The organism is Methylobacterium sp. WL64 (assembly GCF_008039945.1).
In the GTDB taxonomy this organism is placed as follows: domain Bacteria; phylum Pseudomonadota; class Alphaproteobacteria; order Rhizobiales; family Beijerinckiaceae; genus Methylobacterium.
The window spans coordinates 26,282-46,738 of the sequence record NZ_VRVA01000038.1 but is presented as its reverse complement, the minus strand read 5'-3'; the positions used below and the strand labels follow the sequence as shown (position 1 = coordinate 46,738).

16 protein-coding genes and 2 pseudogenes are annotated in these 20,457 nt (G+C 67.2%); 12 read left to right on the top strand and 6 right to left on the bottom strand.

The annotated features are described in order from the left end of the window. Positions 1–139: 139 nt before the first annotated feature. Positions 140–478: pseudogene (locus FV242_RS17135) on the bottom strand (transposase); the annotation flags it as partial. Positions 479–639: 161 nt separating this feature from the next. On the opposite strand from FV242_RS17135, the pseudogene FV242_RS17130 reads away from it, so the two are divergent. Next, a pseudogene (locus tag FV242_RS17130) lies at positions 640–996 on the top strand (enolase C-terminal domain-like protein); the annotation flags it as partial. Positions 997–1,027: 31 nt separating this feature from the next. Here FV242_RS17130 and FV242_RS17125 read toward each other — a convergent pair. Continuing rightward, positions 1,028–1,744: a GntR family transcriptional regulator gene (locus FV242_RS17125; protein ID WP_147909492.1), complete on the bottom strand. Its 717-nt coding sequence runs from the start codon at positions 1,742–1,744 to the stop codon at positions 1,028–1,030. A 136-nt stretch (positions 1,745–1,880) separates the two neighbouring features. Between FV242_RS17125 and FV242_RS17120 the strand changes: the two genes are divergently transcribed. The 7 genes from FV242_RS17120 to FV242_RS17090 all read left to right on the top strand — a co-directional run bounded on the left by FV242_RS17120 (position 1,881) and on the right by FV242_RS17090 (position 9,172). Next, positions 1,881–2,846, top strand: a complete 966-nt coding sequence (locus FV242_RS17120; protein ID WP_147939755.1) for a tripartite tricarboxylate transporter substrate binding protein — start codon at positions 1,881–1,883, stop codon at positions 2,844–2,846. A 56-nt stretch (positions 2,847–2,902) separates the two neighbouring features. Continuing rightward, positions 2,903–4,045: a mandelate racemase/muconate lactonizing enzyme family protein gene (locus tag FV242_RS17115; RefSeq protein WP_147909494.1), complete on the top strand. Its 1,143-nt coding sequence runs from the start codon at positions 2,903–2,905 to the stop codon at positions 4,043–4,045. 11 nt (positions 4,046–4,056) lie between these two features. Then, a complete protein-coding gene (locus FV242_RS17110) occupies positions 4,057–4,953 on the top strand; it encodes a fumarylacetoacetate hydrolase family protein (protein WP_147909495.1) in 897 nt (298 codons plus the stop codon). Next, a complete protein-coding gene (locus FV242_RS17105) occupies positions 4,950–5,936 on the top strand; it encodes an NAD(P)-dependent oxidoreductase (RefSeq protein ID WP_147909496.1) in 987 nt (328 codons plus the stop codon). Before FV242_RS17110 ends, FV242_RS17105 begins: the two co-directional genes overlap by 4 nt. Before the next feature lie 10 nt (positions 5,937–5,946). After that, complete coding sequence (locus tag FV242_RS17100) at positions 5,947–7,086, top strand: mandelate racemase/muconate lactonizing enzyme family protein (RefSeq protein WP_147909497.1); 1,140 nt, start codon at positions 5,947–5,949, stop codon at positions 7,084–7,086. A gap of 86 nt (positions 7,087–7,172) precedes the next feature. Continuing rightward, on the top strand, positions 7,173–7,649 hold the full coding sequence (locus tag FV242_RS17095) for a tripartite tricarboxylate transporter TctB family protein (RefSeq protein WP_187278458.1): 477 nt from the start codon (positions 7,173–7,175) through the stop codon (positions 7,647–7,649). Next, positions 7,646–9,172: a tripartite tricarboxylate transporter permease gene (locus FV242_RS17090; RefSeq protein WP_147909499.1), complete on the top strand. Its 1,527-nt coding sequence runs from the start codon at positions 7,646–7,648 to the stop codon at positions 9,170–9,172. Before FV242_RS17095 ends, FV242_RS17090 begins: the two co-directional genes overlap by 4 nt. A gap of 656 nt (positions 9,173–9,828) precedes the next feature. Here the strand turns inward: FV242_RS17090 and FV242_RS17085 are convergent. The 4 genes from FV242_RS17085 to FV242_RS17070 form a co-directional block, all read right to left on the bottom strand. Then, the gene (locus FV242_RS17085; protein ID WP_147909500.1) at positions 9,829–11,721 is read right to left on the bottom strand and encodes a TRAP transporter large permease subunit; all 1,893 of its coding nucleotides are present in this window, start codon (positions 11,719–11,721) and stop codon (positions 9,829–9,831) included. A gap of 226 nt (positions 11,722–11,947) precedes the next feature. Further along, positions 11,948–12,964 (bottom strand): TRAP transporter substrate-binding protein, encoded by a 1,017-nt coding sequence (locus FV242_RS17080; protein WP_147909501.1) that lies wholly within the window; start codon positions 12,962–12,964, stop codon positions 11,948–11,950. Between the two features lie 90 nt (positions 12,965–13,054). Next, entirely contained in the window at positions 13,055–13,768 is a 714-nt protein-coding gene (locus FV242_RS17075; protein ID WP_147909502.1) for an enoyl-CoA hydratase/isomerase family protein, read from the bottom strand. A 72-nt stretch (positions 13,769–13,840) separates the two neighbouring features. Then, the gene (locus FV242_RS17070; protein WP_279596573.1) at positions 13,841–14,734 is read right to left on the bottom strand and encodes an isocitrate lyase/PEP mutase family protein; all 894 of its coding nucleotides are present in this window, start codon (positions 14,732–14,734) and stop codon (positions 13,841–13,843) included. A gap of 231 nt (positions 14,735–14,965) precedes the next feature. On the opposite strand from FV242_RS17070, the gene FV242_RS17065 reads away from it, so the two are divergent. The 4 genes from FV242_RS17065 (at position 14,966) to FV242_RS17050 (ending at position 20,381) form a co-directional block, all read left to right on the top strand. Beyond that, complete coding sequence (locus FV242_RS17065) at positions 14,966–15,946, top strand: LacI family DNA-binding transcriptional regulator (RefSeq protein WP_187278457.1); 981 nt, start codon at positions 14,966–14,968, stop codon at positions 15,944–15,946. 552 nt (positions 15,947–16,498) lie between these two features. Next, positions 16,499–16,840 (top strand): hypothetical protein, encoded by a 342-nt coding sequence (locus FV242_RS17060; RefSeq protein WP_147939752.1) that lies wholly within the window; start codon positions 16,499–16,501, stop codon positions 16,838–16,840. 212 nt (positions 16,841–17,052) lie between these two features. Continuing rightward, on the top strand, positions 17,053–18,171 hold the full coding sequence (locus tag FV242_RS17055; protein WP_246692744.1) for a DUF3829 domain-containing protein: 1,119 nt from the start codon (positions 17,053–17,055) through the stop codon (positions 18,169–18,171). A 56-nt stretch (positions 18,172–18,227) separates the two neighbouring features. Further along, positions 18,228–20,381 carry a M48 family metalloprotease gene (locus tag FV242_RS17050; protein WP_147939750.1) on the top strand — a complete coding sequence of 718 codons (2,154 nt, stop codon included), beginning with the start codon at positions 18,228–18,230 and terminating at the stop codon, positions 20,379–20,381. Positions 20,382–20,457: the final 76 nt, after the last annotated feature.

The following is a 20,457-nucleotide window of genomic DNA, read 5'->3' as shown; positions in this document are numbered from 1 at the left end:
GCCGAATTGCTTATGAGGCCCGGGACGTGCGGCTCTCCATCTTGGCGGCAGCCACCGTGCCGACATGCCGGATACGTTTGTGCAGACCGGTCACAGGCACCTTCATTGACGACCTTGCAGACGGGGCGGGCCATACGTTTTTAAGCAGACGGTTCTCCAGGACGAGATCAGCTACGACCTCCTTCAGCGCCCCCGCTTCGCGACGGAGATCCCGCACCTCGTCCGTGGTGGCCGCACGAGCCGTGTCGCCGGACAGGCGCTTCTTGCCAGCCTCCAGGAACTCCTTGGACCAGCCGTAGTACATCGAGGCGGCGACCCCCTCACGTCGACACAATTCGGCGATGCTGTCCTCGCCACGCAAGCCTTCCAGTACCACGCGGATCTTCTCCTCGGACGAGAACTGCCGACGTGTGGCCCGACGGATGTCCTTGATCACCGCTTCTGCCGGCTTCTTGGCCGGTCCGGATGTCTGCTTCATCTTCGTTCCTCAGGGGCTACGATGAACCAGTCATCCTCCGTTCGTGAAGACCCTCAATCTGTCCCACAGGTGCTGAAGTCGGACACGGTTACGTCAAGCTCAAGGCCAAGCTCGACGTGCCGATCATGGCGACCGAGTATCCGTAGGCGGGCTTCGAGTCCTACGCGCCTTGGATCCTGCAGCGCGCCACCGATTTCCTGCGCGGCGACGTGGCGGTCAAGGGCGGCATCACCACGCTCGTCAAGGCGGCCCATCTCGCGGAGGCCTTCGGGATGAACTTCGAGGTCCACCACGGCGGCAACTCGCTCAACAACGTCGCCAACCTCCACGTCATCATGGCGATCCGCAACACCGAGTTCTTCGAGGTTCTGCTGCCGGATGCGGCGCAGAAGTACGGGCTTTCCGCGGACATCGCGGTCGATTCTGCCGGCATGGTGCACGCGCCAACGGGGGTCGGGCTCGGCGCGGAGATCGACCGCGATCTCATCCGGGCGAAGGCCACAACCGTCCTGACGTAGGAGCATCCTCATCGCAGTCATCTTTTCCCGATCATGACGCCGCGTGCGCCCGCGGCCGGTGGCTCGCGGACGGCTCGGCGATGAGCCCGGCGGCGTCGGCGAGGCCGGCGATGTACTGGCCCGCCTCGCGGATATCCTGCCGGATCGCCGTGGCCGCTGCCTCCGCATCGCGGGCGCGCAGGGCCGAGAGCGCCGCGGTGTGCAGGTCGCTGCCCTTCTCCAGCAGCACGTAGTCCGGGATCACGTAGGTCAGGACAGGGCCGCACCTGAGCCAGATATTCTCGATCAGCCCCTCCAGGATCGGCATGCGCGCGAGGGCGTAGAGCTCGAAATGGAAGCGCCGGTGCAGGTCGAGATACGCGTCGAGGTTCCGCTGCCGGATCAGGGCCTTCATCTCGGCGAGCCGCGCGTCGAGGACGCTGAGGTCGCCCGGGGCTGCGCGTTCGGCGGCGCGGGCCGCGGCCCGACCTTCGAGGTCGCAGCGGATCGTCAGCAATTCGTCGAAACGCTCCACGTTCATGCGCGGGACCACGGCGCCGCCGCCCTGACCGGAGCTGCCGCGGTCCAGCACGTGCTCGGCGATCAGCCGGTTGACCGCATCGCGGACAGGCGTGAGGCTGATGCCGAGTTCGGCCGCGACCTCACGCAGGAGGATCCGCTCACCCGGCCCGAACCGTCCGCCGAGCATGGCGGTCCGCAGCTCCGCGTAGGCTTGGTCCCAGAGCGGCAACCGCTCGACCTGTCTCATGGTGTTGGTTCCCCCCTGCCCGCCAGCAATCCTGCGCCGCTGGATCAGGATGGATCAGCGAGACCGGCTGCGACCACACTTGACAACCTACCCACTTTCCATCGTTATAACAAACAACGAATACGCGAGGAACGCCATGCTCACCCGCCGCAGCCTCGTCGGAAGCCTTGCCCTGGGGGCACTCGGCGCCCGCGCCGCACTGGCGCAGTCGGGCTTCCCGGCGCGCGAGATCACCTTCATCGTGCCCTGGAACGCGGGGGGCTCGAACGACATCCTGGCACGCGGGCTCCAGCCGCTGCTCAAGGAGCGCGGCATCACGATGATCGTCGAGAACCAGCCCGGCGCGACCGGCACGATCGGGATGCGGCGCGTCGCGACGGCGAACCCACACGGGTACACGCTCGGCATGGGGACGAGCTCGACGCTGGCCTACATGGCCGAGGGCAAGACGCCTCTGAAGAGCGGCCAGTTCAGCCACATCGCCCGGGTCTCGATCGACCCGCTGATGCTCCTCGTCCCCGGGTCGAGCCCGTACCAAACCCTGGACGATTTCCTCGCGCACATGAAGAAGAACCCGGGCAGCGTGTCGATCGGCACGCCGGGCAACTACAACCTCAATCACATCTTCGCCTCGATGACCGCCCGGGCGGCGGGCGTCGCCTACATCAACGCTCCGTACACGGGCGGCGCCAAGGTCATCACCGACCTTGCCGGCGGGCAGATCCAGGCCGCAGTGCTCAAGCCCGCGGAATCGCTGGGCCAGCTGCAGCAGGGCCTCGTGCGCGCACTCGGCGTCTTTGCCGACGAGCGCCTCCGGCAGTTTCCCGACGTGCCGACCTTCAAGGAGCGCGGCTACGATGTGTTCCCGTTCGGCCCGGTGGTGCAGATGGCCTACGTGGTCGCCCCAGCCAAGCTCCCGCCGGAGGTGCGCACCAAGCTGATCGACGGCTTCAGCGCCGCGATCGGGGACCAGCGCTTCAAGGATTTCGCCGAGCGCAACGCCTTTCTGATCGCACCCCTGACCGGGGATGCGCTGACCGCCGAGGTCGATCGGGTCGAGCAGTCGATCAAGGTCGTGGCCGAGAAGGTCTTCAAATCCTGAGCCGACGCGCCCCTCCGAGCGCTCGAACGATCTGAACAACGACCGGGACGGATAGCGTGACCAAGATCAAGACGATCACCTGCCATGTGGTGACCACGCCGATCAAACGGCCGTTCACCTCCTCGCGCGGCTGGCTGTACAAGACCCGCGGCACCTGCCTCGTCGAGATCGAGACGGCGGACGGCATCGTCGGATGGGGCGAGTGCTACGGGCCGTCCGCAGTTGCGAAGGCGTTCATCGACACGCAACTCGCCCCCCGCGTGATCGGTCAGGACCCGTTCGACGTCGAGGTCGTCTGGGAGGACCTGTACAACCGGATCAAGGATTACGGGCCGAAGGGCATGTCGATCGCCGCGATCAGCGGCATCGACATCGCGCTCTGGGACATCATCGGCAAGAGCGTGGGCAAGCCGGTGCACAAGCTCATCGGCGGCGCCTTCCGCACCAGCGTCGACGCCTACGCGACCGGCCTGTACTTCACCGACATGGATCGGCTCGTCGAGGAGGCGGTCGAGGAGGCGCGCGGCTACGTCGAGGCCGGCTTCAAAGCTGTGAAGATGAAGATCGGTCTCGGCTCGATCGAGCGCGACATCGCCCGCGTGGCGGCGGTGCGCGAGGCGGTTGGCCCGGACATCCGCCTCATGGTCGACGCCAATCACTCGCTCACGGTGCCCACCGCCATTCGCATGGGACGGCGGCTGGAGGAGCTCGGCATTGAGTGGTTCGAGGAGCCGATCTCGCCGGAGGATCTCGACGGCTACGTCGAGGTCACCCGCGCCCTCGACATTGCGGTGGCCGGCGGCGAGAACGAGTTCACCCGCTGGGGCTTCCGCGACGCCATCACGCGCAAGGCGATGGACATCGTCCAGCCCGATGTGTGCGCGGCCGGCGGCATCACCGAGTGCAAGAAGATCGCCGCCATGGCGACGGCGCACGGCGTCGAGTGCGTGCCCCACGCCTGGGGCTCGGTGGTGGGCCTCGCCGCGACCATCCACTTCCTCGCCTCGATCCCCGATCAGCCGCCCTGCCTGTTCCCGGTCCCGCCGATGCTCGAGTTCGAGCAGGAGGAGAACCCCTTCCGGGATCACCTGGCCCTCGAGCCGATCCGGCAGGTCGGCGGCAAGGTCGCGGTCCCCACCGCGCCGGGCCTCGGCGTGGAGGTCGACCGCGCCGTGATCGACCGCTACCGCGCCGCCTGAGGCACACCGCGATGCGCTTCGTCACCTTCTCGAGCGGCGGCGCGGAACGGGCCGGTATCCTGCTGGGCGACGCCAGCGGGCCGGGCGACCTGGTCGTCGACCTCGCCCATCCCGCGCTGCAGCCGGCGCTCGCCGGCTCTCCCCCGCAGGTCCTGGACCTGATCCGCTCCGGGCTGGCCGACGCCGCAGCGCGCCTGCGCGATCATGCCATCCCGGAGGCCGCGCAGCTGCCGCTGCGATCGGTGCGCCTGCGCGCACCGCTGCCCAAACCCGGCCGGATCTTCGGGATCGCGCACAATTACGTGGACGCGTTGGCCGAGCGCGGCGCGCCCCATCCGAGCGAGCCGTTCCTTTTCATGAAGGAGCCGTGGACGGTGATCGGCCCGGGCGAGCCCGTGGTGCTGCCGCCGGGCATCGGCGGCTGCACCTACGAGGCCGAAATCGCCGCGGTGATCGGCAGTCGCGCTGAGCAAGTCGCTGCGCAAGACGCGCTGGCTCATGTCTGCGCCTACGGCGTGTTCAACGATGTCAGCGCCAGCGAGCTGATCCGCCGCGATGGCTTCGGACCCGGCAAGAACATCGCGACCTTCGGCCCGTTCGGCCCCTACCTCGCGACCAGCGACGAGGTGCCCGATCCTCAGGCCCTGCGGATCGGGCTGTCGATCGACGGGGTGAGCCTGCAGGACTCCTCCACGGCCCTGATGCTGTTCTCGGTCGCCGACCTCGTCGCCCACCTGTCGCGGAAGACGGCACTGGAGCCGGGCGACGTGATCGCCACCGGCACACCGGCGGGGATCGCGGCTCTGCGCCAGCCGCCCGCCTGGATCCGGCCCGGCACGACGATGACCGCTTGGGTCGAGGGTTTGGGCAGTCTGATCAGCCCGATCGTCGCCGAGGAAGGTCTATGACCAAGCGCCCCGTGGTCCTGTTGACCAACCCGATCCATCCGGAGGCGGAGGCTATGCTGGCAGAGTATGCCCGCCCCGTCACCGCACCCGACCCGAGCCCCGAGACACTGCGGGCGCTCGTCGCCGAGGCGGAGGGGCTCGTGGTGCGCGTCAAGCTTCCCGACGATATCCTGGACGGCGCGCCGCGGCTGCGCGGTATCGTCCGCCACGGCGTCGGCCTCGACATGATCCCCGTCGCGGTGGCGACCGCGCGCGGCATCCCGGTCGCCAATCTACCCGGCAGCAACACCCAGGCCGTGGCCGAGTACGTGTTCGCGGCGCTGTTCCACCTGCGCCGCCAGGTCTGGCGTCTCGACGGCGGCCTGCGGGCGGGGGGATGGGGCGCCGTGCGACCCATCGCCGAGGGCCTCTCTGAGATCGGCGGCAGCACCCTCGGGGTACTCGGCCTCGGCGAGATCGGCGGCCGCGTCGCGCGGATCGCCCATCACGGCTTCGGCATGCGCGTGCTCGGGACCTCCCGCAGCGGCACGACGCTCGGCGGTCTCGTCCAGGCGGTCGACCTGGAGACGCTGTTCGCGCAGAGCGACGCGGTGGTGATCGCCTGCCCGCTCACCGAGGCGACGCGCGGCCTCGTCGACGCGGCGCTGATCAGCCGGATGCGCTCGCAAGCCGTCCTCATCAACGTCGCCCGCGGGCCCGTGATCGACGCGGCCGCGCTCGCCGCCGCCCTGCAGGCGGGCAAGCTCGCCGGTGCGGCACTCGACGTGTTCGACGTGCAGCCGTTGGCCTCCGACCACCCGCTCCTGGCCTGCCCGAACCTGCTGCTGACCCCGCACGTGGCCGGCATCACGCAGACCAGTTCACGCGCGATGAGCGTCGGCGCCGTTGAGGAGATGCTGCGCATCCTGCGCGGCGAGCGACCGCGCAACCTCGTCAATCCCGAGATCCTGCCCGAGACCCAATCCAAGACTCTTTCCGCCTGAGGAAAAACCCATGCGCATCACCCGCATCCAGTCCGTCCCGATCTCGTTCCGGGTCCCCGAGGGCCAGAACGTCCGCCTCGGCATCGGGCGGGCGGTCAAGCGCGACGCCGTGCTCGTCAAGGTCGAGACCGACGAAGGCCTCGTCGGCTGGGGCGAGGCCCATCACGGCCGCTGCCCCGGCGCCATCGCCAAGCTCATCGACACGACTCTGTCCGAGCTCGTCGTCGGGATGGATCCCCTCGACGTCAACGGCGTCTGGGCCCGGGTCTACCGGATGCAGCTCGCCAGCCACGGCATGGGCGCGGCCGCCGCGATGGCGCTGTCGGGACTCGACATCGCCCTGTGGGACATCCGCGGCAAGGCGACCGGATGGCCGATCTACCGGCTGCTCGGGGGCGCCGCCCGCGCGGTGCCAGCCTATGCCGGGGGCATCTCCCTCGGCTGGCAGGAGCCGGCCTCCTTGGCCGACGAGGCACGTGCCCACGTCGCCGCCGGATACCGAGCGGTGAAACTGCGCGTCGGCGACAGCCCCCGGCGCGACATTGCCCGCGTCGAGGCGGTGCGGGAAGCTCTGGGCGCCGACGTTGAGATCCTGGTCGATGCCAACACCGGCTACACGGTTGACGACGTGCGCCGGGTGATGCCGGCGTTCGAGGCGGCGGGGGTTGCGTGGCTGGAGGAGCCGTTCCCGCCCCACGATGCCTACAGCTACGGCGAGGCGGCGCGCTTCGGCACCGTGCCGCTCGCCGCCGGTGAGAACCACTTCACGCGCTACGAGTTCGTGCAGGCGCTGCAGGCCGGTTACCTCGGCTTCGTCCAGCCCGACCTGTCGAAGACCGGCGGCATCACCGAGACGATGCGGATCGCCGCCCTCGCCTCCGCCTGGAAGATCTCGGTCAACCCGCACACCTCGGCCACCGGCATCAACATGGTGGCGACGCTCCACCTGCTCGCGGCCGTCGACAACCCCGGCTACTTCGAGGGGGACGTGGCCCGGCACAACCCCTTCCGCGACGACGTGATCGGTCTGCCCTACCGGCTCGACGCCGAGGGCAAGGTGTGCCCGCCGGACGGTCCGGGCCTCGGCGTCGAGGTCGACGAGCGCTTCCTAGCCGCCAATCCGCTGATCGACGGCCCCTGCTACGTCTGATCTCCTTTGACGGATCGCGCGGCCCCACGACGTCCGGGGGCTTCGCACGAGCAAGAACAAAAAAGCCAGGTCGACCGGAGGGACGCGTGCTTCACTCGATCCAACAGCACAGGGAGCGCTACGCCGGCGTCCTGACCGCGCTGATCGGCCTGGGGGCCATCACGGAATCGGCCACCTACGGCCTCGGCACGCTGGCGGCGATCGGGCCAGGGGCCTTTCCGCTGGCCATGGGTGTCATCCTCGTGGCCTGCGGCCTCGGCATCGGGCTGTCGAAGGCGACCGTCGCCGACGCACACGACCACGACCGCGTCGACCTCAGCCGACCCGAATGGCGCGGCTGGACCTGCATCATCGGCGGGATGCTCGCCTTCCTGCTGCTCGCCCGGACCGCCGGCCTGTTCCCGGCGACGTTCGCTTGCGTGTTCCTGTCGGCGATGGGCGACCGCACCTCGACGGTGCGGGGTGCCTCCCTCCTTGCGACCCTGATCGCGGCCTTCGGCTGCAGCCTGTTCTACTACGGCCTGCACATCCAGCTGCCGCCGTTCGCCTGGGGGCAGTCATGATCGGCACGGCGCTCACCGACCTCGCCCACGGCTTTGAGGTCGCCCTCCAGCCAACGAACTTCCTCGCCTGCTTCGCCGGGGTCCTGCTCGGCAACATCGTCGGCGTGCTGCCCGGGATGGGCGTGATGGCGGCGATCTCGATCCTGCTTCCGCTCACCTTCGCCATGCCGCCGGTGGCCGCCATTTTGATGCTGTCGGGCATCTTCTACGGGGCGCAGTACGGGGGCGCGATCTGCTCGATCCTGCTCAACCTGCCCTGCCATCCGCCGCATGCTGTGACCTGCCTTGACGGTTACCCTCTGACCCAGCAGGGCAAGGGCGGCACGGCACTCGGCATCACGATGCTTGGCGGATTCTGCGGTGCCTCGTTCGGCATCGTGATGATGATCTTCTTCGCGCCCCTCCTCGTGCGGGCGGCGCTGAAGTTCGGGCCCGCCGACGTGTGCTCGCTGATGCTGCTCGGGCTGCTCGCCGGTTCGACGCTGGCCCGCGGCTCGGCGCTGAAGGGCATCGCCATGACGACGCTCGGCCTCCTGCTCGGCATCTTCGGCACCGACGTCACGTCGGGCTATGAGCGCTTCACCTTCGGCCTGCCCGAACTCGCCGACGGGATCGAGATCGTCGCCCTCGCGCTCGGGCTGTTCGGGATCGCGGAGTTCCTCAAGAGCGTGAACAAGGTCGAGCCGCTGCGCGGCGCCGCGGGCGTGCGCCTGCGCGACATGCGGCCGAGCGGGGAGGACCTGAAGCGCTCCGCCCTGCCGATCCTGCGCGGCACGCTGATCGGCAGCCTGTGCTCGCTCATCCCGGGCACCGGCCCGACCATCGCCTCGTTCGTCGCCTACGCGGCCGAGAAGAAGATCTCGCGCACGCCCGAGCGCTTCGGGCGGGGCGCGATCGAGGGTGTGGCGGCGCCCGAGACCGCGACGCACTCCTCGGTCCAGGGCGACTTCATCCCGACCATGAGCCTCGGCATCCCGGGCGACGCGGTGATGGCGCTGCTGCTCGCCGCCCTGACCATCCAGGGTATCACGCCGGGTCCGCTCCTGATCTCGCAGCACCCGGACATCTTCTGGGGCCTGATCGCGAGCTTCTGGGTCGGGAACATCCTGCTGATGGGGCTCAACGTCCCCCTGATCGGCGTCTGGGTGAAGCTGCTGACGATCCCCTACCGCTACCTCTATCCGAGCGCGCTGTTCTTCGTGTGCATCGGCGTCTACTCGACCAGCAGCAGCCTGTTCCAGGTCGGCGAGACGCTGGTGATCGGGATCTTCGGGTACCTCCTGCTGATCCTCGGCTTCCACCCGGCCCCAATCCTCCTCGGCTTCGTGCTCGGGCCGCGCTTCGAGGAGAACTTCAGGCGCGCCATGCTGCTGTCGCAGGGCGACCTGACGGTGTTCGTGGAGCGCCCGATCAGCGCCGCCTTCCTCGCGGTCTGCGCCATCCTGATCCTCGGACAGCTCTTTCTGCGCTGGCGACGCCGGGGAGCGTTGGTGCCCGATGGCCCCGTCGTGATGGAGGGCTGAGCCTGATAAAGTTGACTGGGGGAGCGATGTCGCCCTGAACCTCGACATGGTCCGCGCATGGTCGCACGCGCTTCGCGCGCCGCATCGGCCGATTGCGGGCCGCTCGAGATGCGGGCGCGACGGGTGGGCTATAGGTGGCCGCCCAAGGTCGTGAACGATCGGGCCGCTCGGCCCGCGCACGCCGGCCCGTCACGGTGGGTGCCATTCGCTCACGGCAAGGCCTTGTTTGATCCGGCCGTCTACGGCTCGCTTTGCTCCAAAAACAGGTCGGCCGCTCAAGATGAGGATAGTCCCAGCGGGGGCTAGCGGGTTTGCAGGCTTCCCTCAGCGTCCGCTTCGGAGCGAAGGCCCTCGTCGGCTGAATGACCGGGATGGGCGCAAAGCCGATCGGCCGGTTTTGCGCGAGTCGGCGATCCGGCATGGCATAGTCTGGCCAGTTGCGACCAGTCCGCTTCCGAATCGGAAACGGAAAAAGCAGACGTCGTTGTGATGCCCGCTCGTGTCTCTATCCAGGCGCTCACGATGATCACTTTACGGTACTCTTAAACCGCCCGTTGCTGTCTCCGCAGACGCAGCTAGACGGTGTGGACGCCGTTACGCTTCACGAAGGATGTCCTTCAGCGTCGCCCACCGACACCATTATGAAAAAGATACGATCACAGGAATCCGATGGAGAACCACGGGACCAGGATGATGACGAGGAGGCCGATCAAGAGGGCGACGATGTAGCCGACGATCGGGCGCATTCCGGCATCGGGGTGGATCCGACTGATCGCGCAGGCGGCGTAGTAGCCGACGCCGAAGGGCGGGGCGAACAGCCCGATGCCCATCGCGAGGATCACCACCATCGCATAATGGACCTCATGCACGCCCACCGCCCGCGCGATCGGGAACAGCAGCGGCCCGAACAGCACGATCGCGGGGATGCCCTCCAGCACCGAGCCCAGGATGATGAAGGCGACTGCCGAGACGAACAGGAAGCCGAGCGCCCCGCCGGGCAGGCTCTTCATCACTTCGGCCAGCGTCTGCGAGAAGCCCGATTGCGTCAGCGCCCAGGCCATGCCGGTGGCCGCCCCGATGATCAGCAGGATCGCCCCCGACAGCGTCGCGGTGGTCACCAGCATCGGATAGAGCCGCCGCCAGTCGAACCGGCGGTAGATCAGGAGGCCGGCCAGCGCCGCGTAGACGATGCCGATGGTCGAGACCTCGGTGGCGGTGGCGATGCCCTCGACCACGGCAAAGCGGATCACGAACGGCAGCGCCAGCGCCGGAATCGCCACCAGAAAGGCGCGGCCGATGATCCGGCCCGAGGGCCGGGCGACGTGGCTCAGGTCCTCCCGGCGGTAGCGCCACCAGACGAGGGCGCACAGCGTCACGGCCAGTACCAGGCCCGGCAGCAGGCCGCCAGTGAACAAAGCGGTGATTGATACGCCGGTGACCGAGCCGATGGTGATCAGCACGATCGAGGGCGGGATCGTTTCGGTCTGCGCGCCGGTTGTGGCGAGCAGGGCCACGAGGTCGCCCTCCTTGGCGCCCCGCGCCTTCATCTCGGGGAACAGCACCGGAGCCACGGCCGCCATGTCGGCGGCCTTCGACCCGGAGATGCCGGAGACGAGGTACATCGCCCCGACCAGCACGTAGTGCAGGCCGCCACGGACGTGACCGAGCAGCGAGGCCAGGAAGCCCACCATCGCACGGGCCATGCCGGTCATCTCGATCAGTAGGCCAAGGAAGACGAAGAGCGGCACGGCGAGCAGGATCAGGTGGCTCATGCCCTCGTCCATGCGCCCGACCACCACCATCGACGGGGCGTTGGTGGTCAGCGTTATGTAGGCGTAGGTCGACAGACCGAACGCGAAGGCGATCGGCACTCCGGAGAAGACCAGCGCGCCGACTCCGAGGACGAAGAACAGCAGCAGGTTGAGGTTGCCGAGGTTCATCAGCCAGGGCTGGAGCGCCACGAGGCCTGCGGCGATTCCAACGCCCAGCGCGAGCGCGCCCGCCGTCAACTTCCAGTCGGCAGTCTCCAAGAGCCGGATCACCGCGACGATCAGCATAAATCCTAGGCCGACAGGCAGGGCGGCCGCGCGCCACGCGTTGTTCAGCTCCAGCGCCGGCGTCTGGACGAAGGTCTCCTCGCCGGCGAATTCCCAGGCCGGCTCCAGAAGCAGCGCGACGAAGATCAGTCCGGCCACCAGGGCGACCGTCTCCAGAAAGGCGCGCAGGCGCGGCCCGCTCATGGCGACGAAGGCGGTCATTCGCATATGCTCGGCGCGGCGGAAGGCCACCACGGCGCCCAGCATGGCGAGCCACAGGAACAGGACCGAGGCCAGTTCGTCTGACCAGACGAGGGGCTCGCGGAAGACGTAGCGGCTGACGACGCCACTGAGCAGCACGCCGATCTCGGTCAGAACCAGCAGCGCCGCGGGGATCTCCACGAGGTGGCCCAGGCCGGCGTCCAGCCGGCGCAGCCAGCCCTGTGCGCGCAGGGGCGGGTCGGTCAACGCAACCCCCGCCGTCGGCTCGACGGCCGCGATATCAATCTGCATGGCGATCGTCCCTCAAGCGAGCTTACCGAGGTCGTTCAGCAACTGCCCGTCCGCCCCATGGAGGAACGCAGAACTGGGATGTGCCGCCGAGCGCTGGCAGGTTGTGGCGGCCCTTCAAGGCCAACAAACGGGGCCGGTCTTTGAGGCAGGCTCCTGCACCCGGTCCCGTCGAGCGCGAGATGGGCACGTCACCCGTTCGCGGGCGCTTGTCCTGACGAATCTCGCTTCAGGTCAGCTTTCCGCAAGCCTCCTCCAGCAACGACCACGCGTTGTCACCATACTTCTGCTTCCATGTCTGATAGTATGACGTGCTTGCGAGTGCCCGCTGGAAGTCGGATTTCTCAACTTCGATAAATGCGAGTCCCTTGTTGGCCAGCTCGGTTCGCAATGAACGATCACGCTCGGCGACATCCTTGCGCTGATCGACCACGGATCGGTCGAGTTCGGCGGTGAGGACGGATCTGATATCCTCCGGCATGCGCGCCCAGGCCTTGCGGTTGGACAAAGGCCAGTAGCCGTCCCAGCTGTGACCGGTCAGCGAGCAGAATTTTTGAACCTCATAGAGTCGGGTCGTCGCGATAAGCGAGAGTGCGTTCTCCTGACCGTCGATGACTCCGGTCTGCAACGAGGTATAGACCTCCGCGAAGTTCATGGGCGTCGGTGACGCTCCGATCGCAGCGAAGAACGAGGTGAGCATCGGGGCCGGCGGGACGCGGATCTTGAAGCCGGACAGATCCTTCGGAGCGCGGACCTCTCGTCCGGATGATGTGATTTGACGAAAGCCGTTGTCCCAGATCCGCCCCGGCGCGATGACGCCGACCTTCTCGATCAATGCCCGGGTGTGCTGACCCAGACTCCCATCCATTGCCCGCCAAACGGCATCGTAATCCGGAAATGCGTACGCTGTGTTGGCGATGCCCGCGACGGGTACGAAAGTCGCCAATATCGATGCTGAGAGTAGCAAAAACTCGATGCTTCCGTTCCGCACCTGCGACAAGACATCGGTTTCGGTACCGAGCTGGTTGGCTGGAAACAAGCGAATGCTGAGGCGCCCGTTCGTCCGTTCACGGACGCGATCGAGCGCCACGCGCAGATGGACGTTGTTTGGATGGCTAGGGTCCTGACCCGTCGCGAATTTGAAATCGAATTCCGGCCCTGCCCTCACGATCGACGGCATCGCCATCACCAAGCCACCGGCCAGCAGGGCACGACGGCTTACGGCTTTCTGCGGTAGCGCTAACATGGACGGCCTCCCTGAATTTCTGCGTATTGATTGAACCTGACCGGTTTCTTAAGATTTTTTTTATCGAAGCTATGCCGCTGGTGTGCAGCTCTACGGATCGCATGCTGCGAGTGCGGCCCCGAGCGCGAACCGCGCCATGGCAAGCGCCTCGGCCGGAGCGACCCCGCGGGTCGCGTAATAGAGGTCGCGACCGAGAGCCAGCACGTCGGGATGTCCGGCGGTCGCTCGTTCCACGGTCTCGACGGCCCGGGGCAGCACCTCCGTCGCAGGCAATATGGCATTCACCAGGCTGCGCGCGCGTGCTTCTTCCGCACTCATCAATCTCGCTTCGTAAGCGATCTCGAACAGAAGTGCTTTCGGCAAGGCGTCGCGCACAACAGCGAGCGCCAGGAAGGGAAAAAGGCCGTGCGCCACTTCCGGCAGGCCGAGCGTCGCGTCACGCGTAGTGAAAACCATGTCGCACGCGAGGGCCAGCGCAAACCCGCCCGCATGCGCATGGCCATTGAGCGCAGCGATCAGTGGCTTGCCGAGACCAGCCATCGCGCCGAAGAGATCGATATGGGCTCGCCCGAACTCCATCCGTCCGGCAGCGGCCGGCCCAGCGCCCCGGTAGTCGCCTCCCAGGCAGAAGACGGAGCCGCTCCCCGTCAGGACGCATCCGCTGATCGCTTTGTCGCTGCGAGCGGCGTTTAGGGCGGCGATCAACTCGTCCGCCATGTCCTGCGTGATCCTGTTTCCGGCGTCGGGTCGGCTCAGCGTCAGGATCGCGACCCGACCACACGTCTCGACTTCGATCTGTCGCATCGCTGTTGCGCGCTCCCTTCGACGGACGATTCCGCTGGTTTGAGGCACATCCCTGTCGGAACGTGCCTCGCGTCAGGAGGCGTAGCGCCGCTCCTGCGCGATGAGATCTGACATACCGACAAACTCGTTGAACTCGTCGAAAGGGGTCATCAGGTCCGCCACCGCGTTCGTGGTGCATCCCTCTTCCATGAACCGCTCCATCATCGTTTTAACAGCCTTATGCATGGCGAACATCGGCTCAATTGGGCAAAGCGCGTAATCAAAACCGCACTCTTCGACCTCTTTCAGAGACAAGTAAGGACTTTTGCCCGATCTCGCCATGTTGAACAGGAGCGGTTTGCCGAGCGGTCGCAGGCGGCGACTGATCTCGCGCATCTGTTCCACGCTCTCCATCGCGTCGCAATACAGTCCGTCGGCACCGACCTCAGCGTAGCTGATGAGGCGGGCGATCGCGTCATCGAAGCCGGTCACGGCGAGCGAATCCGTGCGCGCGACGATGAAGAAATCCGGATCGCTTCGAGCCTCCAGCATGGCGCGCAGCTTCTGCTGCATCTCCTCGGCGCTGACGAGCTGCTTGCCCGAGAAGTGCCCGCACTTCTTGGGGACCGCTTGATCCTCCAGATGCAGCACCGAAGCGCCCGCCTCTTCCCAGAGTTTGATCGTGCGCTGCGCGTCGAGCACGCCGCCATACCCCGTATCTGCATCGGCGAAGACAGGGACGCTGGTAACCCTGCAGATGCGGCGGATATGCTCGAACATCTCGGTCTGCGTCAGCAAACCCATATCGGGGGCGCCTGCAACGATGGCAGAGGCCGCGAAGCCGCTAACGTAGATTGCAGGCGCCCCGACCTGCTCAGCCAGCTTGGCCGTGACGGCGTCGTGTGCGCCCATGCAAACGAACGGCGGCAACTCAAGAAGTTCGCGGAAGCGGGATGAGCGGGACAAAGCGGGGCCTCTGGGTTGCATTGGGCAGGAGGTTCGAAGCGACCTTGACCGGGCTCAAAGCTTGAACCCGAACCCCTGATGTTAGCGCAAACATAAACGCGATCGCCGCGTTCCGCAATCCATGCGGACGGGCTATGCGATAGAGTGTGGGATCAACTAGGCTACAGGCACGGCCAGGCGACTAAGATGGCAGACCTAACAGCGAGACCGCGCCGGAAGCAGAATCCCAAGCAAGGGAGGCCTGAGCCTCGTATGGAGGATGTGGCCGCCCTGGCTGCAGTTTCAGCGATGACGGTCTCGCGGGCACTGCGCGATCCGACTTCCGTGAATACCGAGACCAGACTCCGTATCGAGATGGCGATCGATGCCACCGGATACGTTCCCAATCGGATCGCCGGCAGCCTCGCTTCGCGCAGGACGAACGTCGTCGGCCTGATCGTGCCGAGCCTTCGCAACTCGCTCTTCACGGAGACGATCCAAGGCGTATCGGACGCTCTCGGCGCACATCACCCTTTGATGATCGCGGATAGCGGCTACGCGTTGGCCGGTGAAGAGGCCGCCATTCGGGCCTTCTTGGCCCAGCGCATCTGCGGGATCGTGCTGCACAACACGCAGCATACGGCGCGCAGTCGCACGATGCTCGAGGATGCAGGCATCCCCTGCGTCGAGACGGGGAACCTGACCGAGAAGCCTCTCGACATGACAGTCGGTTTCTCGAATTACGATGCAGCCTGCGCGATGACGGAGTACCTGATTGGCCGTGGGTACAAGAACATCGGATTTGTCAGCCTGCCCATTCACGACAATGATCGCGCTGCCGAGAGGCGGGCGGGATTTCTAGCCGCCCATCAACGACGTGGGTTGATCTCCGCTCCCGAGTTGCTGCTCGAAAGCCCGCCCGGACTGCGGAGCGGTGGGCGCGCACTCGCGACTTTGATTGAGCGCGTACCGGCCGTCGATGCGATCTTCCTTTCCGGCGATGTGCTGGCGACCGGAGCTTTGCTTGAAGCGAACCGCCGCGGCTTGGATGTCCCAAACAGGATCGCGATCGTCGGCTCGGATGACAACGAACTCCAGGAGGCCGTCTCCCCACCGCTGACAACGCTGCGCTTTCCTCGCTATCAGATCGGGCATCAGGCAGCGGAGATGCTCATGAAGCAATTGCGCAATCCCTCCTGCGACATCCGCAAGCTTGACCTCGGTTATGAGCTCATAGAGCGGGCAAGTGCTTAGAAGCGAAACAAACGCACCAACAACAACGACGTTTGCTGGCCGAAAGCTGTCCGTCTGGTTTCTAGCGATCGGTGACGTGAAGCAGACAGGGTAGATGGCCCGTGCATTACGTGCTGCCACGCCAAGATGGTACTGTCACGTCGCAGGAGCTCCGAGCCACTACGATGCACAGACCCAACGGTTAAGCGCGGGCGCTACAAGCGTGCAGACTGCACTGGGGAGGAGGTAAACACCCACTGCAATCAGCCCTAAGGTGCTCGCCACCAGCATGGCGATGAGCGGCGCGAAGCCGACGCGATGAACCACGCGGCCGTATCCATTGTGCCCGCACGCCGTGCTGGTAATCCAGCACAGCCTTTTCCTGCAGACCAACGATCACGCTCAACGCTTATTCTGATCAGTTCACGACGCCGTGAACACAGCGACGCCTCATTCCCACGCCCAAGAGGGATCCGAGCGCTCACGCAGGGCGCTGCCGTATCGCCGTCCCGCGCGATGCATTTCTTTTCGCTACCTCGGCTGCAGGCTCCGGGTAAAACTTAGGCGGTGTTGATGCTGTTCATCTGGTCAGGCTGGGGGATCGTGGTCATTCCCGTCGTGGTCGGCACGGCGGTTGCGGTTGAGGCGGTGGGCGGGTTGGCGCTTCGGGCCCTCGGTCACCCCGAACTTATATTTCTCGCCATCAGCCTCGGGCTGTTCGCGGCCGCAGCCGCCAATTGGATCGTCGGCCGGCGCCTGAACGGCAGGGCGCCGCGCGAACTCATCGACCCGGCCACGAGCGAACGCGTTCTTCTCCGCCGTCGACACGCGCTGTTCTGGGTACCGGTGCAGTACTGGTCCGTGCCAGTCGCGCTTGCCGCGCTCGTCCCATTGCTTGCCCTGCGCAATCTCTGAATCTGACGCCCCCAACCAGCCATACAGTTAAGGAGATGAGCATGCCGCGTGGCAGCTGTGAGCGTGCGGAGAGACCCCGTCGGTTCTTCGTTACCTGTCTCGTTCTAGTGATGGCTACGCCCGCCACGGCCGTGACACCAGTGACGCCTATGGGTGTTGAGAGCTGTGACGCCTTTCTGGATGCCTACGCTCAGTGTGCAGCAAGCCCTGGCGTGCCGGAGGCCGCCCGCCCCAATATCCGGCAAGGCATCGGCACGCTGCGCGAGAGCTTCCGCGACGCCATCAGCCGCAACACGGCCGCCCGCCCGACGGTCGCCTACCAGTGCGCCCAGGCCCATGAGGCCGTGCGTAAGAGCATGGTCGACGCCTTCAGGTGCGACTTCCCCGCTCCGCCGCCGGCCTCCCAGGCTCTGCTGCAGGCCGCGCCACCCGCGGCCTCGGCACAAGCGCTGGCCCGGGGGGCCGTGCGCGCCACCCCACCCCCGCCAAGCCCCGAGATGCAGGAGGTGGCGAAGGTGAACGCCTACACCGAGGTGCAGAACCACCTCGTGCGGTCCCATCCCCTGGAACGGCAGCTCGCCGAATACCGACGCGACAACGAGCGCGTGCTCAAGCTCGGCACGAAGCTGGGTGCCAACGCCTGGTACCATTTCGGCATCGTCGACTTCGACGGGGTAATCGACGAACTGGACAAGGCCACCGCCCTGCCGGGGACCATTCCCGAGGTCGACTCCCAGGCCACCCGGCTGCTCGCAGCCTTGCGCGAGCTCAACCCGTTACTGAAGGCGCTGACCCGCTATCAGACCACGCGAGAGTTCAAGGAGGACGGCTACAAGTTCGCCCGCGAACAGCATCCGATCCTCGTGCCCAAGGTCGAAGCCGCCGCGAAGGCGATGGACGCCTACGGCACCGCCCTGTTCGAGCGCGAGCTCGCCCGGGACGAGCGGTGGATGGCGTCGCTGGCGGAGGACGCCCCAGCACGCCGACTGCTCGCCACCAGCTTGGCGCTACGTCGGGCAGTGCAGCGCTTCGAGGCCCTGGCGCCAAGGTCCGATACCGCCCCGTTCCTGGCCGCTCTCAGCGACGTGTCGACCGCGAATCGACAGCTCGGGGTGACGTTCGACGGCATGAACCCAAAAGCGAATTCGTCGTGCACCGGATACGCGGACACGGTGGCGAGCGTGATCGGTCACGGCCGCGACGTCGCGCGAGACATCAAGGCGAAAGGTGACCCGAGTCAGCCGGCGCGGCTGTTCAACGATGCCTACAACCGCTCGGTGCGCGATCTCGAATCCTGCCAGCGGTACGAGGATAGGGTGCGGCCGAGCTGACCGGCGCTGGCATAGCGCAGGCTGGCAGCCTCCGACAATCGATCGCCGAGGGGCAGATGATCATACCGCTTCATCAGGACGGCAGCGGCAGTCGCCGGCTTCCTCCCGTCGTCTGGCTCGTCGCCTGGGTCGTCGGCGTTCCGGCATTGCTCGGCGGGCTCGGGGCTTGGGAGGTCGAGCGCGGGCTGGCGAGCGCCGAGAGCTATACGCGGCGCCAAGTTGAGCTGCCGGTCTCCGTCGTCCAGCTGCGGCTGCTGGCGGCGACAGATCCCTACGCCTCGGTCCGTTTCGAAGGCGGGCGCACCGCCTACGGGGCGGCATTGGCCGCCGACAAAGCTCAGGAGGCGCTGGCCGTGGTCACACGCGACCTGCCGCTGGCCCGGGCTCGCACGTGGGTGCCGTACGCGACGCTCGGCGGCGCGCTGCTCGCACTGCTGGCCGGTCTCGTCGCGCTGGCCGGCGGCGGAGCCGCGGGCCTGTGGGCGCGGCGTTCGCGCGACGCCTTGCTCGCCAGTTTTGGCCTCGTGCGCCGCGTGCTGCCGGTGCTGCTTGGACTGCAGATCGTGGGCTTGAGCCTCGCGGTGCTCGCGGCCGCGCTGTTCGAGGCCACCGGGCTGTGGTTCACTCAGCGGTTCTCGGCTGGCGAAGCCAAGCTGCTGCTCGGCGCGCTGGTCATCGCCGCCTTGGCGGCCTGGGCCGCGGTCGCGGCGGTACGCGGCCTGCGCGGGGTGTTCGCGCTGTTCACCCCCGAGCCTATCGACGTACGCGGCCGCGTCCTCGACGAGGCCGATGCACCGGGTCTGTGGCGCCTCGTGCGCGAGCTCGCCGGGCGCGGGGACGCGCTGGTCCCCGACGCGGTGGTCGTCGGCTTGACCGGTGGCTTCTTCGTCACAGAGTCCGCCGTGCGCCTGAGTCCAGACACGCGGACACTGACTGGGCGCACGCTGTACCTACCGGCCCCCTATCTCGGCGTGCTTGACGGGCGCGAGCTTTCCGCGGTGATCGGGCACGAACTCGCGCACTTCGCGGGCGAGGACACCGCCTATAGCCGGCGCTTCACCCCGATCTACGCCGGCCTACATCGCGCGCTGACCGCGCTGGGCAATGTCGGCCCCGGAGACCTACTCACTCGCCCAGCCGCCTATGTCGGCTATCGCAGCCTCGGCACCTTCGACGCAGCGGTGGCGCGTTGGAGCCGGGCGCGTGAGTTCGAGGCCGACCGGCGCGGTGCCCAGGTCTCTGGAGCACCACCCGCAGCCTCCGCCCTGCTGCGTGTCGGCGTCCTCGGCCCGGTGGTGGGTGAGACGCTCGCATCCTCCTACGGCAAGCCCGACGCGGCGCCCGACGATCTTGTCGCGGGCGTACTCGACGCAATCCCCGCTGCCGGCTTCCCCGAGCCGGGGGCGCACCTCGACGACCGGCAGGCGCACCCCACCGACACCCACCCGTCCGATCGGCAGCGGATCGCGGCGCTTGGCGTTCCGCTCGACGCCGAGCTGTTCGCCCGCGCCGCCCGGCCGCTCACCGTAGGGGACCGCGCCTGGCCGGTCGCCCTGGTCGCGGACTGGACCGGTCTGTGCCGCTGGCTCAGCGTGGACTTCCTGACTGGGGCACGGGAGCACCGAGCTGCCGAGCGGGTATACCTAGAGGAGACCGCAGCGGCAGTGCCGGTCGAGGAGACGCTGGTGCACGAGAACGGTGCGCCGATGGTCTGGACGATGGGCGTCCTAGCGCTCCTCTTCGCCGGCGCCGGCGCTGCCTTGCTTCTGTACCCCCGCGCCCTTGGCGTCGCGCACGATGCGCTGGCGCAGCAGATCCTCGGCGCCGCTGCCGCGGCGGGTGTCGCCTGGGCAGGGATCTACGCCGGTCTCGTGCATCGACGCGGCCGGACGCCGTTGTTGGTGCTGACGCCGGACGTGCTGCGCTCGCCGCTACTCGACAGTGCGGTCGCGTGGAAGGATGTGGCGGACTTCCAGGTCACGCACGGCAAGCGGCTCACCCTGACGCTTGCGCTCACGCCGGACGCCACGTTGCCGAGGACCAAGCGCCTGTTCTCGCAGGCCGGAGTGAGCCGACGGCGACGTCACGTCTGCGTGCAGTCTCTGGGCGCGCGCGGCCTCAAGCCCGACGCCTTCGCCGCGCTGGTCGGACGCTACCTCGCGGCCTCTCGTGCCCGCGTGCACCTGTCAGCGGCGCATACAGGGATCTGATCGCTCGGCCACCGGCAAACGTCCGTCCAAGCGCTGGTTCAACGCCGCTTGTGGCTCGTTGCCCTATTCTTCGCGG

What these genes read in the sequence shown, in the direction of transcription:
- FV242_RS17050 (WP_147939750.1), top strand. Translation starts at nt 18,228, where the DNA reads ATGATCATACCGCTTCATCAGGACGGCAGCGGCAGTCGCCGGCTTCCT.
- FV242_RS17105 (WP_147909496.1), top strand. Translation starts at nt 4,950, where the DNA reads ATGACCAAGCGCCCCGTGGTCCTGTTGACCAACCCGATCCATCCGGAG.
- FV242_RS17090 (WP_147909499.1), top strand. Translation starts at nt 7,646, where the DNA reads ATGATCGGCACGGCGCTCACCGACCTCGCCCACGGCTTTGAGGTCGCC.
- FV242_RS17085 (WP_147909500.1), bottom strand. Translation starts at nt 11,721, where the DNA reads ATGCAGATTGATATCGCGGCCGTCGAGCCGACGGCGGGGGTTGCGTTG.
- FV242_RS17075 (WP_147909502.1), bottom strand. Translation starts at nt 13,768, where the DNA reads ATGCGACAGATCGAAGTCGAGACGTGTGGTCGGGTCGCGATCCTGACG.
- FV242_RS17065 (WP_187278457.1), top strand. Translation starts at nt 14,966, where the DNA reads ATGGAGGATGTGGCCGCCCTGGCTGCAGTTTCAGCGATGACGGTCTCG.
- FV242_RS17070 (WP_279596573.1), bottom strand. Translation starts at nt 14,734, where the DNA reads ATGCAACCCAGAGGCCCCGCTTTGTCCCGCTCATCCCGCTTCCGCGAA.
- FV242_RS17100 (WP_147909497.1), top strand. Translation starts at nt 5,947, where the DNA reads ATGCGCATCACCCGCATCCAGTCCGTCCCGATCTCGTTCCGGGTCCCC.
- FV242_RS17080 (WP_147909501.1), bottom strand. Translation starts at nt 12,964, where the DNA reads ATGTTAGCGCTACCGCAGAAAGCCGTAAGCCGTCGTGCCCTGCTGGCC.
- FV242_RS17110 (WP_147909495.1), top strand. Translation starts at nt 4,057, where the DNA reads ATGCGCTTCGTCACCTTCTCGAGCGGCGGCGCGGAACGGGCCGGTATC.
- FV242_RS17125 (WP_147909492.1), bottom strand. Translation starts at nt 1,744, where the DNA reads ATGAGACAGGTCGAGCGGTTGCCGCTCTGGGACCAAGCCTACGCGGAG.
- FV242_RS17120 (WP_147939755.1), top strand. Translation starts at nt 1,881, where the DNA reads ATGCTCACCCGCCGCAGCCTCGTCGGAAGCCTTGCCCTGGGGGCACTC.
- FV242_RS17060 (WP_147939752.1), top strand. Translation starts at nt 16,499, where the DNA reads ATGCTGTTCATCTGGTCAGGCTGGGGGATCGTGGTCATTCCCGTCGTG.